The sequence below is a fragment of the Variovorax sp. J22P240 genome, from assembly GCF_030316855.1.
Classification (GTDB): domain Bacteria; phylum Pseudomonadota; class Gammaproteobacteria; order Burkholderiales; family Burkholderiaceae_C; genus Variovorax.
Genome location: NZ_JASZYR010000013.1, coordinates 95,199 through 111,366, shown reverse-complemented (window position 1 = coordinate 111,366; position 16,168 = coordinate 95,199). Strand labels below are relative to the sequence as shown.

The 16,168-nt window shown below is 69.8% G+C and carries 8 protein-coding genes; all 8 read left to right on the top strand.

All coding sequences use genetic code 11. The features are described from left to right. Positions 1–2: 2 nt before the first annotated feature. The 8 genes from QTI24_RS24580 to QTI24_RS24545 all read left to right on the top strand — a co-directional run bounded on the left by QTI24_RS24580 (position 3) and on the right by QTI24_RS24545 (position 16,168). Positions 3–2,096, top strand: a complete 2,094-nt coding sequence (locus QTI24_RS24580; protein WP_286603980.1) for a hypothetical protein — start codon at positions 3–5, stop codon at positions 2,094–2,096. A gap of 9 nt (positions 2,097–2,105) precedes the next feature. Continuing rightward, entirely contained in the window at positions 2,106–2,513 is a 408-nt protein-coding gene (locus QTI24_RS24575; protein WP_286603979.1) for a GPW/gp25 family protein, read from the top strand. Between the two features lie 29 nt (positions 2,514–2,542). Beyond that, on the top strand, positions 2,543–4,801 hold the full coding sequence (locus QTI24_RS24570; protein WP_286603977.1) for a baseplate J/gp47 family protein: 2,259 nt from the start codon (positions 2,543–2,545) through the stop codon (positions 4,799–4,801). Next, positions 4,801–7,785: a phage tail protein gene (locus QTI24_RS24565; RefSeq protein ID WP_286603976.1), complete on the top strand. Its 2,985-nt coding sequence runs from the start codon at positions 4,801–4,803 to the stop codon at positions 7,783–7,785. The genes QTI24_RS24570 and QTI24_RS24565 overlap by 1 nt, the downstream gene beginning before the upstream one ends. A 15-nt stretch (positions 7,786–7,800) precedes the next feature. Next, complete coding sequence (locus QTI24_RS24560; protein WP_286603975.1) at positions 7,801–9,810, top strand: hypothetical protein; 2,010 nt, start codon at positions 7,801–7,803, stop codon at positions 9,808–9,810. Positions 9,811–9,817: 7 nt separating this feature from the next. Beyond that, entirely contained in the window at positions 9,818–12,151 is a 2,334-nt protein-coding gene (locus QTI24_RS24555) for a hypothetical protein (RefSeq protein WP_286603974.1), read from the top strand. Positions 12,152–12,284: 133 nt separating this feature from the next. Beyond that, entirely contained in the window at positions 12,285–14,141 is a 1,857-nt protein-coding gene (locus QTI24_RS24550; RefSeq protein ID WP_286603973.1) for an NADH-quinone oxidoreductase subunit E, read from the top strand. A gap of 5 nt (positions 14,142–14,146) precedes the next feature. Then, entirely contained in the window at positions 14,147–16,168 is a 2,022-nt protein-coding gene (locus QTI24_RS24545; protein WP_286603972.1) for an ATP-binding protein, read from the top strand.

Here is a 16,168-nt window from a genome sequence, read left to right as displayed (position 1 = left end):
CGATGACCGACATGAACCACGATCTCGCCTGGACTGCGCCGCAGCCCTTCTGGACCGATGCGTCAGGCGCCGTCCAGCCTGGCAACGCACTGCTCCGGCCGCAGATTCTGCGCTTCACCAACGACGAGTTCATCAACGAGATGCTCGCGACGCTGGCGCACGACCCGGCATCGCTGACCCGCTTTGCAGCGATGGAAGAGACCTGGCGCGGACCCGGCGCCGCACCGGCCGTCGATCCGCAACGCTGGCTGCAGCGCACGCCGGCGCGCTTTCTCGGAGCGCAGCGCAAGAACCTCCTGCGCCGCCGAGGTCTCCTGCAGCCCGATGCGACAGCCCAGGTCGCGCCCACTGCGGCGGCAACCACGACGCTCAAGCTCTACCAGCCCGCGCACATGCGCCACTACCTGGTCGGCGGCTCGCTCGTGTGCCGCACGCCCGGCTTGCCGGACCGCCAGATCGACCCTGCGCGGCACAAGGTGTCGTTCGTCCTGCGCCGACTGATGCCGCGCACGCCCGGCGCCAAGGACCAGCCGCTGCCCGACCCGCTGCAGAGCGCGCTTTGGGACGAATACGCCTTCGTTCTCAAGGGCAAGGCCGGCGTATGGCGGCGCGTGGCGGCGGCCAACCACGAGAGCGATGCCGCGGTGCTGTCGCCGGCCGAGGAACGGCTCTCACTCTTTCCTGCCATCTACGCGCAGGACGATGGCCATGGCCGGCGCCTCTACATTGGCAGCGTGCCGGTCGGACGGCGCGAGGCCTACCAGGGCGCCGCAGCAGACAACGGCGCTGCTTCCAGCGACGGCTCGAACGATGCGAATGCGATGGACCCGCGGCTCGTGCTGTTCCACACCCAGGTACTCGGACCGTGGAAGGCGCTTGTGAATGGCGTGATGCTCAACGGGCTGCCCGGGGATCCGATCGATGGCAAGGATGCACTCGAGCGGGCCCGCATCCCGGCAGTGTTCGTCAAGAAAAACGACACCGAGTACGACACCGGCAATCCCGACCCCCATACCTTGCGCACCATGCGCAGCGCGCTGCAAACCTCGTCGTGGTATTTGCTGCTCGACCTCCATCACTTCCTGAAAGAGCAGCTTGGCATGGACCTGCAGACGATCAGCGCAGCGCCGGCGGGTCCTGTCGGGGCGCTCTACGCGGCGCTGAATTCGGCCGCGATGCCCTCCGCGCTGGCGGACGGAAAGGGCAACCTGCTGGAGCCCGGCGGCGACTACAGCGCTTCGCAAATCGAGTCCAACCTCATTGCGGCGTTGCGTCGCATCGTGCCCTTCGAAGCCGCGCTCGAAAAGGCCACCGGCACCTTCACGATCCGCAGGCCAGACCAGACGATTCCCGATGCCGCCGTGACCGCCGGCTGGCCTACCTTCCTGTTTCTTTTCGCCGATCCGTGGCTCGGCGTGCTCCAGCCCAGGCCCGCGGGCTTTACCCCGCCTGCACGTGACTACCTGGCCGAGAAGATCCAGGCGCGCATCGATTCGCTGGCAGACCTCGTCAAGGCCGCGCTGCCACCGTTGGCTCCGGGCCAGCGCCTGCCCGAACCGACGCTCGCCTCGATGCAGCCGGCGGACATGCGGGAAGCCTGGTACGTGATGCGCCTGGTGTACGAACGGCCCGACTGCGCCCCCTTCCACGCCAACGTCGTGAGCGCGGCCACCCAGCCGTTTCGCATGGCCGGCTTCTTTGACCCCGACGCGCCGGCGCGCCCGATCCGCATCGGACTGCCCATGGACATCAGTCCGGCGGGGCTGCGCAAGTTCGACAAGAACGCGGTGTTCATGATGTCCGACATGCTGTGCGGCCAGGTCGACCGCATGAAGGGACTGACTCTCGGCGACCTGGTGCTCAGTGTGTTGCCCTGGCCGTTCCACAAGGACCTGAACATCCCCGAGAAGGGCGACTGCAAGACCGGCGACGGCATCTCGCTGGGCGTCATGTGTTCGCTGTCGATACCGATCATCACGATCTGCGCGATGTTGCTCCTGATGATCATCGTGGCGCTGCTGGATTTCGTGTTCCGCTGGATCCCGTACTTCATCGTTTGCTTCCCCTTGCCCGGCTTCAAGGGCAGGAAGGACTGAGGCCACAGCATGGACGCCGCACGCCTCTACGGCCAGGGCATGGCCTTCCCGCCCCGGGTGCAGCCCGACGGCAGCATCGCGTGGTCGCGCGGCGAGGACAACATCCGCGAGTCGATGCGCATCGTGCTCATGACGGAGCCGGGCGAGCGGCTGCGGCTGCCGCAGTTCGGAGCCGGCCTCGGTCGCTTCCTGTTCGAGCCCAACACCGTGACCACGCACACGCTGATTGCCGAGCGCATCAGCGACGCGCTCGCGAGCTGGGAAGCCCGCATCCATGTCGAGGCGGTTGACGTCGCGGCCGACCGCGACGATCCGCAGGCGGCCATCGCCGTCATCACCTACCGGCTGGTTGCCACGCAATCGCAGGAGCGCGTGTCGCTCTCGGTGTCGGTGGCCGGTGGCGGCCAGGCCGGCTAGCCGCGCAAGCACGCACCACGGACCCCATCATGCCGATCACCGTACCCTCGGTCGACGACCGCCGCTTCCAGGACCTCGTGCGCGATGCGCTGGCCCGCGTGCCCGTGCACACGCCCGAGTACACGCAGCTGTCGCACAGCGACCCCGGCGTCACGCTGGTCGAGTTATTTGCCTTCCTCACCGAAAGCCTGCTGTACCGGACCAACCGCGTGCCGGAAATGAGCCGGCTCAAGTTTCTGAGCCTGCTGGGCCTGCCGCTCGCACCCGCCACGCCGGCGCATGGCGTGGCCGTGTTGCGCAGCCAGCGTGTCGAGCCGCGCGCCGACACCCTGCCCGCCGGCACCGAGCTGCGCGCCGGCGACATCGCCTTCCGCACCGCGAGCGCGATCGACGTGCTGCCGGTCGAGGCACGCGCCTACGTCAAGGTCAAGGCAGACGCCGGTGCTGCCGACACCGCGTACTACCAACTGCTGTACGCCGCCGCGCAGGCACAGGAGCCCGATGCGGAACTCACCATGTACATGACCCGGGCGCTCGACGGTCGCCAGAGCGTCGACCTCGCGGGCGACACGGTCGACGGTGTTCTGTGGCTGGCCTTGCTTGCCCCGAAGGGAGCGGCGCTCGACGAAGTGCGCGGCGCACTGGCCGGGCGTACGCTCAGCCTGGGACTGATGCCCTATGTGGACGACGCGCCGAAGACGCTGGGAACACAGGGCCAGGGCCGTGTCGCCATCGATGGAGCGGCATCGTCGCTGGTGCGCTACGAGATGCCGTCGCTCGGCGCGACCGCCGGCGCGGCCGCTTACCAGCAGCGGCCGGCGCGCAGCAGCGACGACGTGCTGGCCGGCCCCGGCGTGGTCGAGATCTCGCTTCCGGCCAAGGAGCAGATCGTCACGTGGGATGACCTCGATCCGCTGGAGGCCGGCGTGGACAACCGGCCGCCGGCGATCGAGGACTCGGCCGATGCCGAACGCGTCCTGACCTGGTTGCGCGTGGTGCCCTCCTCGGCCGCGCGCGCTCGCTTCCTGTGGGCCGGCATCAACGCGGTGGCGATCGACCAGCGCATTGCGGTCGTCAACGAACTGCTGGGCACAGGCGACGGCCGCACCGACCAGGTTTTCAAGCTCGCGCGCGCCGGTGTCGTGCCCGGTTCAGTACGCCTGGACGTCGTGCAGGCCGGCCAGACGCAGAGATGGACTGCGATCGATGATCTGATGGCAGCCGGGCCCGAAGTGCGGTCACTCGGCACGCAGCGCGCGCCGGGACAGGGGTGGCATGATCCGCGCCCGGCCGACGTTTTCGTCGTCGATCCGGAGGCCGGCCTGATCCGCTTCGGCGACGGCCTGCGCGGGCGCCGACCGCCGCCCGGCTCCCGGCTGGTCGTTCACTACGACACCTGCGATGGCGCGCGCGGAAACGTCGCGGTGGGCACGATCACCAGCGGTCCGGCGTTGCCGCCGGGCATCAAGCCTGACAACCCGCTGCCGACCTGGGGCGGCGCCGACGCCGAGGCGGTCGACAGCGGCGAGAAGCGCATCACCAACTTCATTCGCCACCGTGACCGGCTGGTGACGGCCGATGACTTCGCGGAGATCTCGCGCCGGGCACCGGGCGTCGACATCGCGCGCGTCGAGGTGCTTGCCGCCTACCACCCGGACCTCGGTGACAGCGAGCCCGGCGACGCGCCCGGCGTCGTGACACTCATGCTGGTGCCACGCAACGATCCGCGCCAGCCCGATGCGCCCTCCCCCGACCGCGCCTTCCTCGATGCGCTGTGCCGCCACCTCGACCCGCGTCGGCTGGTAACGACGGAACTGGTGTTGCGCGGCCCGGACTACGTGCCGATCTGGTTGTCGCTGGGCATCACGGTGGCCGGCGGATACGCGACACCCGATGTGCGCGACCGGGTCAAGCGTCGTCTCGCCGAATATCTGGCGCCGGCACGCAATGCGCAGCAGGCGGCGGCCGAGGCCGACACCGCGTTGAGCAACCCCGGCATGGAAAACGGCTGGCCGTTGCGCAAGGCGATCAACAGGCTCGAACTGATGGCTGAAGTGAGTCGGGAGCCCGGGGTGCTCAAGGTCGACGAACTGATCCTGGCGCGCGGCTCCGAAAGCGCCGTCGACGTCGAAATCCCTCTGCGCGGACTGCAACTGCCGCGCGTTGTAGGCCTTTCGGTGGAAGCCGGGAGTGCCGCGCCGCTCGATGCGCTGCGCGGTACTGCCGCGCCCGTCTCCACGCCTGGGCGCCGCATCGTGCCGGTGCCCATCATTCCGCGGGAGTGCTGATGAAAGACGCCAATGGCAGCCGTTTCGAGCTCTTGCTCGGCCAGGCCGACTGGGGTTCCTGCACGCACGAGGACGACGACGGCGTCGAACGTCGGTTGACCGAGGGCTGGGCCACTGCCGCGGGGCGTGACCGCCTGCCGCTGGCCTTCGATGCCGACACCGGCAGTCTGTCGTTGTCGCGGCGAATTTTGCCCTTTCGTGCTGCAGCCAAGGACACCCCGCCTGACCCTTCGCGGCCGCTCGGCGCGGCGGCAGATGCGTTCGGCAGCGTCTACTGGGTGGCCGAGGCGGGGGCGCGAATCGATGTGCTGTCCAGCGGATCGCGCACCGTCTCGCTCTTCGCCCCCGCGGACCCGCCCGCCGCCACGTCGCCGCACGCCAAGGGCGACTTCGCACCCGCTGCCGCCGCCGCCGCGGTCCCTGCCCGCCTGCTGCGCGGATTGGCCGTGACCACCGAGCACTACCTTGTCGCCGGCGTCTCACCCCGCCTGCCGGCAGATGGTTCGCAGCAGCCGGGCGGCCTGCGCGTCTTCGACCTGGTGGCAGGCGGGCCGGGGCTCGAACTGGCCTGGCCAGCCGCGTGGCCGTTCGCGCCGCACGACCTGGCAGCGCGTCCCTGTGGCGGCCTGGCGGTACTGGACCGGACGCACGCCCGGGTCTGGATGCTGGACCGCCGGCTCGGCACGCAGGCGAGCTTCCCCGTGGAAGCGAACGATGCTTTGCGCGCGGAAGATTTCGAGCCCACCCAGCCCGCCGGGGCGAGCGCAGCGCCTGCTGTCGCTGCGGCCCGTCCATGGTTCGAGTTGGTCGTCGACGCCGCGGGCGGTCGTGATCCGGCGGCCGTCGAGGTGTTGGCCGACGATGCCGTGCTCGTGATGGACGCCACAGGCACCGATGGCTTCGCGCTCCTGAGCTTGTATGTCGACGGGGTGCTCGCCGCGCGTGCTTCCACGCGCGGGGTGCTCGATCTCATCGATGCGCGCGACCGACGGGACTTTGTGCTGCGCGGCTACGACTGCGCGCTCGCGCCCCGCGCCGTCGACCAGCCGCAGCGGCTAGTGATCGCCTCGCACGAAGGCAACCAGTGCTACGCCTTCGACCTGTTGCGCGGGAGCCCCGCCCTGACGGCGGACCCGATCGACAGCTGCCTTCCGATGCGCCGTTTCGGCGGCAAGGGGCTGGTACGCCGCGCCCAGGACGTCGCGGACATTGAGGTGGCGCAGGACACAGGCCTCATGTATGACGGGGCCGGCACCTGGCTGCCCTTGGTGTCCCAGGCGCGACCACGCTTCGCGGCGAGGGCGATGCTGACCACGCCGGTCCTCGACAGCGAGGTCGCCGACTGCACCTGGCATCGCCTGGTCATCGATGGATGCATTCCCGCGGGCTGCACGTTGGCCATCGAAAGCCGCGCGGCCGACGCGTCGGCCGCGCTGGAGAACCAGCGCTTCCTGGCCGAGCCCCATCCCATGCTGCGAGCAAACGGCGCGGAATTGCCGTGGCTGCTCGACGGCCCCGGTGCGCATACCGATGCCGCGTCGGGCAGGGGTTCGTGGGAACTGCTGTTCCAGCGCGCGCGCGGGCGCTATCTCCAGTTGCGGTTGGTCCTTGCCGGCGACGAACTCGCCTCGCCGCGCCTGGTCGCGCTGCGCGCCTGGAGTCCGCGCTTTTCCTACGCCCGCGAGTATCTGCCGGCGGTCTATCGCGAGGACGAAAGCTCGGCCGACTTCCTGGAGCGCTTCCTGGCGAACTTCGAGGGCAGCTTTACCGCGCTCGAAGATCGCATCGCCGCCGCTGCTGCGCTGTTCGACGTGCGCACGGCTCCAGACGAGACGCTGGACTGGCTGGCCAGTTGGCTGGGACTGGTGTTCGACCGGGCGGTGGACGCGAAGCGCAAGCGTCTGCTGATCCGCTTCGCGTTGCCGCTCTACGCCTACCGTGGCACGACGCAGGGCCTGCGCCTTGCGACGCAGCTGGTGCTGTCACCGTGCGTCAGGCCAGAGGATCTCGGTCTTCCCGCCGGCTCCCAAGACCAGCCCAGAGGCATCCGCATCGTCGAGCGCTACCTCACGCGCCGGTTGCCGCGCGCGCTACTGGGCGAAACCGTCATCGATGCACCGCGGTGGGTGGCACCGGGCGCGCGCTGGTCGCCGGCCGAAGGCGCACAGGGCCTGCAGCTGCGCTATGCCGAGGCCCTGAAGCGCGCCGGCGTCGTGGACGCCGGCTCGCCGCTGTTTGCGCCCGTTCCGCCGACCGAGCCGCCTGGCTTGCTCCAGGCGTGGAGCGCGTTCTGCCTCGCGGAGATCGGTTCGGTGCCACAGCTGGCGAGTGCCTTGGTGACCAGTTGGAAGGCCTTCCTCTCGTCGCTCTCCAACAAGCACGGCATGGGGCCGACGCTCCCGATCGTCTGGCCCATCGCAGATGCGCAGCAGAGAGTCTGGCAGGACTTCCTCACGGGCGGGCTCGGCCCGGATCTGCGGCGCTGGCTTGGGCGCTGGCAGGTCTTCCTCGCGCGTCGCTATCTTCGCGCGGACGACGCGGGCTTCATCGGCGCCTGGGGCCGCTGGCCGTCCTTCGACCTCGTGCCGGCACCCGACGCGCTGCCGACCAACGCCCGTGCACTGTCCGACTGGGCATTGTTCGAAACGCGGCTCGAGGCGATGGCTCAGACGGCACATCGCTTCAGCGTGCTGCTACCCACTGCCGGCCCGTCCTCCGATGCTGCGGCGCTCGACCGGCAGGTCGAGTTCGCACAGCGCGTGGTGCGTCTCGAAAAGCCGGCGCACACGGCGTTCGACGTGCGGTCCTACTGGGCCATGTTCCGCGTTGGCCAGGTGCGCGTCGGGCTGGACAGCCTGCTCGGCATCGGAAGCCGCGCACCCGAGCTGGCACCCCAGCTCGTCATCGGAAACGGCCGCGTCGGCGCCAGCCGCGTGGCATTCGAACGGCATGTGCCAGGCGATCGCCTGCTGCTTGCCTGCTAAAGAACGGAGGACACCATGGCGTGCTGCGCCCCCAACAATCCCGGGCCCGGTCTGGTTGCGGCGGACTCGTGCAAGCGCGTCAACTACGTGCTGGGCATGCTTTTGGGTGTGGACGACTTCGTCCAGGAGTCGGCCTACAACGGTTCCCGACGACGTGAACTGGCGCGCGAGTTGCTCGGCTACGGCACAGCGCACGGCCTGCAGGTGGTCGTCGAGCCCGGTGGCGACAACGGGGCGAGGCTGCGGGTCGCGCCCGGCATGGCATGGCTGCCGTCGGGCACGCCGGTGTGTGTCGACAGCGAGCAGTGCGCCAGCCTCAACGACTGGATCGCGGCACATTCGATCGAGGTCCAGGCGGCGCTGGCGGACAGCGCCTCCTCGCCGCCACGCCTGACGCTCTATCTGGTGCTGTCTTACGTGCAGTGCCTGACCGACAACGTTCCGATTCCGGGTGACCCTTGCCGCAGCGAGGAGGAGTTGATGAAGCCGTCGCGCATTGCCGACAGCTTCCGGCTTGAGTTGCGGCTCGTGCCGCCGAACCAGCGCGAGGAAGACGCCTTGCGCGACTTCGTCGACTGGCTGGTGCGCCTGCCCTTGGCCCCGACGTCTCCGCCGCTCGACGAGGCCGCCTTCATCGAGCAGGTGCGTGAAGCGGCGCGCGACTGGCTCGAGCCGGGTTCGCCGCCCGTGTCGCCGCCAGACTACATGACCGGCGCCGCCCCCGCCGGCACCAACGAAGCGCTGTTCAGGGCCGGGCTGAGGCTCTGGACGACCGAGCTGCGGCCCCTCTGGATGGCGCGTGCCGACTGCGGCTGCAGCGCCACGCCGATCGCCCCGGCGGACGATGCGGTGCTGCTGGCGCAACTCGATATCGACGTGATGCCGACACTCGCGGGCGGCAGCTGGGTCGTGAGCGACCAGGGATCGCCCGTCGAGATCGACGAAAGCCGCCGCCCGGTGCTGCTGAGCTTGCGCATGGTGCAGGAGCTGATCCTGCGGCAATGGGGTGCGGACCCCGGCGATTTCGTCGTGCCGGAAACAGCGTTCGGCCAGTTGCCTGCCAGCGGCACGGCGCTCGAGTACGCGCGCGCAGACCACACGCACGGAACTCCCGAGTTGCCCGAGTTGCCGGCGCTGGGCGGTGATCTGTCCGGCACGATCGAGGACGGGCGCATCGAGAGCCTGCAAGGCGTGCCGCTGGTCTTGGGCAGTCCGATGGTCGACGGGCAGGTGCTGACATTCGATAGCGGCCAATGGACGCCGCGCGACGTCGACACCACCCTGCCCGACCTGGGTGGCGATGTCGGCGGCGCACCCGCCGCCAACGAAATCACGCGCCTCCAGGGCCATCTGCTGAACGCACGCGCTCCCGCAGCCAACCAGATGCTGCGCTTCGTTGGCAATCAGTGGGTGCCGGTGGACGTGCCGGTTGCGGCGCCGGTACCGGACCTCGCCGGCGACGTGTCTGGCACCATGGGCACCAACCGGCTCGACAGCCTGCAGGGGCGCACGCTCAATGCACCCAATCCGGCAGCTGATCAGGTCCTGGGCTTCGTCAGCGGCGAGTGGCGAGCGATCGACCTGCCGGCCCCGCCCCCAGCGCCGCCGACGATCACGGGCCGGTTCGTGGGTCGCGGCACCGCCGAGGCCTACGAAATCGTGGCCGCGGGGGAGGTGCACCTGGCGCTGCGCAACGGCCAGGTCGCGACCACCATGCAGCCCTCGCCGGCAGGCTACGGAAGGCTGATGGCGCGCGGCACGCCGGTCGATCAGCAGGAGTTCCTCCAGGAGGTGATCGACTTCCGTGCGACGGTGCAGGACGCCAGAGGACTTCCCAACTACATCGTCAAGCTCACGCCGATCTGGACCAGCGGCATGACTTTCGGATTCCGGCTGTTCCTGCTCGACGAGCTCAGGATCGAAGGGGAGAACTTGATCGACTTCCGGGTGCTTCTGCTGGCCGACCAGCAGATCCTGCGCGGCGAGTTCGCATTCCGGTTCCAGGTCGAAGTGAGCCGATTCTGAGGGCGCCATGACCACAATCTCCAGCCCCCTGAGCCTCGGCATGCCGCTGGTGTCCGAGCAGGCGATTCGCAACGTCAACTTCTTCAATGGCCGGTTGGTGACCAGTGCCGACATGGCGCGCACCCAGGTCGCGCAGCACGAGGCCGACGAGCGCCTTGGCCAAGGCATCGGTGCCGGCATCGTCCAGGGTCTGGAAGTCGAGGTCGACAACGCGCTGCAGCGCCGGCTGACGATCAAGCGGGGACTGGCGATCAGCCACGCCGGCCAGACGCTGTGCCTGAATGCGCAGCAGGTCCTGGCGCTCGTGCCTCCGGCCGATCCGGTGGTACCGCCGACGACCGGCGGCTTCGCTCGGTGCCAGCCGCTCAGCGGCGGCTATGTTGCTGGCGATGGGCTGTACCTGCTCACTCTGGCGCCGGTCACGGTCGCTCTCGGCAAGGCACCGGTGCTGGCGCTCGAGCCCGGCAACGTGCGCTGCAACACCGATGCGATGGTCGAAGCCGTGCAGTTCCGACTGCTGCGCGTCGACCCGGCGTCCAGCAGCAATTCGCTCGCCGCGGCGGCAGTATCGAAGTGGCGCAGCGCAGTGGCCTACAACTGCCTTGGCTTCCCGGGACTGGCCAAGGCGCATGGCCGGATGGGCATCCCCGCCGAGCCGGGCCTGCTCGACGCAGTTGGCCTGAGCGACTGCGAGGTCCCACTCGCGCTGGTCTACCTGGCCGCCACCCCTGGCGTCGTGTTCGTCGATTGCTGGTCGGTGCGACGCCGCGTAGCAAGCCAGCCGGCCTCACCGCCTTGGAGCGCATGGCTCGGCGAGCAGCTCGACGCGCTGGGCGAGGCCCAGTTGGCGCAGTTCCAGGAACAGTTGCTGGAAATTCCGACCGCCTCGCTGCCGGGCCTGCGTGCTGCCGACTGGTTCAGTTGGCTGCCGCCGGCCGGTTTCCTGGATGCCACCGGCGCGCGACAGATCGACTGGGCGACCTTCCTGGACACCCGCAAGCCGGCGCGCACCGTTGCGCTGGCAGCGGGCGATGTGCGGGCACTGCTGTCGCAGGCGCTGCGGCGCGACCCGGTCGACCTCGCTGCGACAGCGCCGACGCCGCGCTTCCGGGTCTACCGTGTCGGCGGTGACGGGCCGTGGCTGTTCGTGCGCGAGGCGCCCAACGCTCCGCATGCCGAAGAGGTCTGGCTCGACGGCGCGCGCGCCCGCCTGCCTGGCATTGAAGACGTGCAGTCGGCCATCGACGCGTTGCGCGGTCGCACCTGCGGCGAACTGGTCCTGTGGCCCGGCATCGATGCGCAGGCCCGCATCAATGCCCTGCCGGCCAACAGCGACCTGCGTTTGTGCTTCGAGTCTGGTGACTACCCGCTGGTCCAGCCGTTGCGCGTGCACGGATTCCGGCACGTGGTTATCCATGGCGGTGGCGGCGGCTCGCAGCTGCATTGCGATACCGCAGAAGCCGCGCTCCTGATCGAGCAGTGCACGTCAGTCAAGGTGAGCGACCTTACGTTGCACACCGGCCGCGTGGGGCCTGGCAAGCAAGAGTTGGGCTCGGGCCTGTTGGGTGCGCTGACGGTCATCGGCGTGCCACAAGTGCACATCGAGCGCGTCGCGGCGCGATGCGGCGGGGGCTCCGCGCTGGGTGCCGGCGGCATCGTCGTGCGGCAGATCGACACCCCGGGCACAGTAGAGGTGCCGAGCCGTGTCGGCATTGCGGACTGCGAGGTGCTTGTCGGGGAAGCGCAACTCGGCATCCTGTGTGTGGACTGCGCGTTGACGGACCTCCGGCACAACCGGATCGTGGCTGTCAAGGCCGACCGTCCGCCCGAGCGCGGCATCGTTGTCGCCGGGCGCCTGGCGACCGACGTGCACGTCGAGCACAACTTCGTCGATTCCGCCGCGCAGGGCATCTCGCTCGGACTGTCCGGCAAGGAGGACCGTCAGCCCCTGCAGATCCAGCGGGCCGTGATCTCGCACAACACGGTGCGTGTTTCGCTTGGCCCGCGTGACCGCAATCGCAATCGGTTCGGCATCTTCGTAGGCAATGCCGTGTCGCTGCTGCTTGAAGGCAACCGAGTGGCGGCCGAAGGCGCCCTGGCGAGCACCACGGCGATGGAAGCGATCCGGCTCACCGGCGTCTACGGCCTGCACCTTGCGCTTCGCGTCAATCACATGCGCGGCACGTCGATCGGCATCAGCTTCCAGCCGCTGCCGCCGCTGCCAGCAAGGGACACCTGTGTCTGGGTGTTCGACGCCAACCTGGACGAGGCGGGCGAAGTGATCCATTGCCAACCCAATGTGCGCGAGCTCTTGCGCGGGAACGACAACGTGGGTGTCTAATGAACAGGTTTAGCGTGCGGGCCATGGTAGGTAGGGTGGGATTGACGTCTTGCCAGGCAGGTTCGAATCCTGCGCACGTGGGGGCGGGTGTTCAAAGCCCGCCCCCGAATCCTTCGCGGCGGAGGGCCGGCCAGTGAGAGCCGGTGCCATCCGCCTGGCGCGGGTGCCGCACCGCATGGCCGGTGCGCCTCGTTTGCGGCTGGGCCTGGAGCAATGGCTGGCCGATTGCGATCCGGCGCAGCATGGCCTTCCGTCACAGGCCATCGTGCTGGTGCGGCATCTGGACATGCGCTGGCGCGATGTCGTGGACAACGACCGCGCCACCCGCTACGGCCGCTTCGCCGTGCTGCTCGCCGGCGCCCACCGTCCCGCCCGCGACAATGCCGATGCGGATGTAGTCTGGTTTGCGGACGAAGCCGAACTTCTTGCGTGCATCGCGCGCGATGCACTCTCGGGCGCCTTGAGCACGCGCTGGTGGTGGCGCACCTTGGGGACGATCCCGTCGCAATCCTTGGCCGGCGTGGCGGCTTGGCTGCAGACGCCGCGCGCCGTGCCGCGCGCCATTCAGCGGCTGGGAGCGAGGCGCGCCCAGCAATGGCTCGCGCGCTGGCCGGCACCCGATCAGGCAGCGCTGCTGACGGCGCTGGCGCAGGTCTTCACCATCGCCTCCGAAGTCGCAACGTGGGTGCTGCAGGGCGCGGTACAGGCGCGCTCGGCGGCCCCGGCCAGGTTCGCGGCTGCGCCGTCAAAGAGGGTCGGCGTGGCGCCGCCCTGCGGCGCGAACGAGGACATCGCTAGGTCACGCTCCGAGCGGCTGCGCTTGCTTTGCTCGGAGTTGGCCGTCGATGCGGGCGCTGCGCGCACGCCGGACCGGGCCGCGTGCTTGGCTGCATTCCTCGCAGCGCTCGCCGGGCCGCGGCCGCAGCCGTGGAAGGCTGCCGAAGCTGCGCGGGTCGAGCAGCGCGCCGTGGCATCAGGTCGATCCGAGGATCCAGCCATGGCGCCGCGGGTCCGGCCCACGTCCGCCACGCCGCAGACCGCGCCGCGCTCCGAGGCGGCGGCTGTCGCGCGTCAGGTGTCAGGCGCGCAGGCGTCGAAAGCACCGCGCGCCGCAACGATGCCGCTGGGCGATCTGGCGATGCCCTCCTGGTGCCCTACGCCGCTGGCCTCCCCTCGGCGACAGGCCTGTTGGAGCGATACCGGCGAATCACTAGCGGCTTCACCGTTGCCCACGTCCATCGACACGCGCTGGGGCGGCCTGTTGTTTGTGCTCAACGCAGCGCTGCAGTTGTCGCTGTATGGCGATTTCACGATGCCCGCTCACAAGGGGCTCGCTTGCACGCCGTGGCGCTTCCTGTGGCTGGCGGGACGGATGTGGTGCGATCCGTCATTCCGCGAGGATGCCCTTTTCCGGTGGCTGGCGAGGCGCGATGCCGCTGCCGACCGAGCGCGCGCCGTACTTCGGGAAACCGATTGGCGGATCGAGCCGGCGTGGCTCGATCCCTTCCCGGCGACGCAGGCGCCATGGCGCGCCTCCTGGCGTGACGGTCGATTCAGCCTGATGCACCCGGCGGGTTTCTGCGTGTGCAACCTGGCCGCAGCGGCCGGCGCTTGCGAAGCGCTGATTGACAACGAGGCAATCCGACTCGGCCTCGGGTCCCGGCCGCGCATCCGGCACACGGTGGTCGCTGGGCCTGCGGCCGCCCGATTGCGCAGCCCTCGTCTCCAACGCCATGGCTGCCCCGAGTCGCTGTGGCCCTACCTGCATGCACGCCTGGCGCTGGCGCTGGATGACGGCGATCCGATCCCGCCGCGGCGGCGCCTCGCATCCATGCTGGAGTTGCCGGCGCGGCTGCAGGACAGCGGCGAACGGCTCGACCTGTACCTTCCGCTCGACGCCCTGCCGTTGACAGTGCGGCTCGCGGGGCTCGACCGCGACCCGGGTTGGGTCCCGGCGGCGGGCTGCGACTTTCGCTTCCACTTTGGTTGAGCCCGATGGACGCCACCATCACGCCTCTGCAGGCGCTCACGGCCGGCGAACACCTGCGCCTGTGGCTGCTGCGCAGCGCGCTGTCGCTGATGCTGCACGCGAGCGCGCGGCTGGGCCCACTCGCCGAGTTGGTGGAGCACTATCCCGTGCTGCGCGTGCATATCAGCGCGGCAGCCGGCGCGGGCTTCGAAGGCTTGTCGCTGCCCGATGCGCTGGCCCAGTTGGACCAGCGCCTGCGCGAGACGGAGGGCACGCCCGGAGCCCCGTCGGCGTTGCCGCTGGACCGGTTGCGGGCGGCGCTGGCGCTCAGCGCCGAGAGTCTCAGCGGATTCCTGCTCTGCGCGTGGACCGACGAAGAGCCCGACCTGGCCCCGCTGTTCGACGCGCTGGGCGCCCACGAGGGGCGCCCGACCCGCGCCATGCTATCCGCATGCGATGGTCTGGACTCCGGCGTCAACGCACTTCTCGAAGCCGGCTATCTGGTGGAAGAGCCACTGGGCCGACGGCGCGTGCTCGTCGTGCCAGCGGCCGTGTGGCAAGCGCTCCATGGTGACGCGATCGGTCCCTGGCGCTTGACGCCGAGGGAGGCACTGTCGCGTTGGGACGAGCTGATCCTGCCTGTCGCCCTCGCTGCGGCCGCGCGCGCCGGCAGCGGCTCCGCCGAGCCGTTGTGCTGGGCGCTGCGCGGTGGCCCGGGCAGCGGCCGCCGCGCGCTCGCGGGCGCCATCGCGCGCGATGCGGGGCTGGGCCTGATCGAACCACCCCCAGCACAATCGGAAGCAGGCGGCAGCACGAGCGACGACGCGGCGTCCACTGCGACATTGCTCCCGGCGCTGGCCACGCTGCTGGGCGCTATGCCGCTGCTGGCGCTGACGCCGGCACCGGGCCAGCGCATCATGCTGCCCGAGTGGCCGGGCTTTCGCGGGACGATGGCAGTTTGCCTGCCGCGCCATGGTGGCCTGGGTGCAGTGGGCCGCCAATTGCGCTGGCTCGATCTCGCACTGCCCGATCCCGAAGAGCGCGCGCGTCACTGGTGCCGGGCCCTGGCACGTTCCCAGGTCGGCCCGGACCTGGTGGACCTGCGCCTGCCGCGCGGCAGCATCCATCGGCTGGCGGCCAGCGTGCCGCGTGGCGACATCGACACGCCTTCGGTCGTCATGGCCGAACTGGAAGCGCAAGGCCGCTTCCTGCTCGATGGCGCAGCGCGGCGCGTGCCATCGGTCGGCCCGGAGGAAATGCTGGCGATGAGCGAGGAACTGCAGGAGGAATTCAACGCCTTGCTGGCGCGCTGCCGGCATCGCGAAACTCTGCGCGGCCTGTTGCCCGCGGCCTTCGGCCAGGGCGGCGCGGCAGGCGTGCGCGCGCTGTTCAAGGGTCCGAGCGGCACCGGCAAGACGCTCGCAGCGCGGCACCTGGCAGCCGCGCTGGCGCGGCCGCTCTACCGCGTCGACCTCGCGACCACGGTGAGCAAATACATCGGCGAGACCGAGCGCAACCTGGAGCGCGTGTTCGAGGCCGCGGAGTCGCTCGACATCGTGCTGCTGCTGGACGAGGGCGACGCCCTCATGGCCGGACGCACCGGGGTGTCGAACGCCAACGATCGCTACGCCAACCTCGAGACCAACTACCTGTTGCAGCGGCTCGAAAGCTACGAGGGTGTGCTGGTCGTCACCACCAATGCGGCCGAGCGGATCGACGCCGCGTTCGCCCGCCGCATGGATCTGACGCTGGACTTCGCCCTGCCCGATGCGCTGATGCGCCAGGCCCTGTGGCAGGCGCACCTGCCCGTGGGCCATCGCGTGGACGACGCGTTGCTCGACGAGGTCGCCGTGCGCTGCAGCCTCACGGGTGGACAAATACGAAATGCCGCGCTGCACGCCGCGCTGCTCGGCCTGCAGGCGGGCACGGGCGAGCATGCCTTCGGTGGCGGTGTCGGGCGCACCGAGCTGCTGGCCGCTGTGCGCCGTGAATACCGCCGCGCGGGCCAGCATTGCCCCTCGCTCAGCGCGCAACCAAGGCAAGGCTAG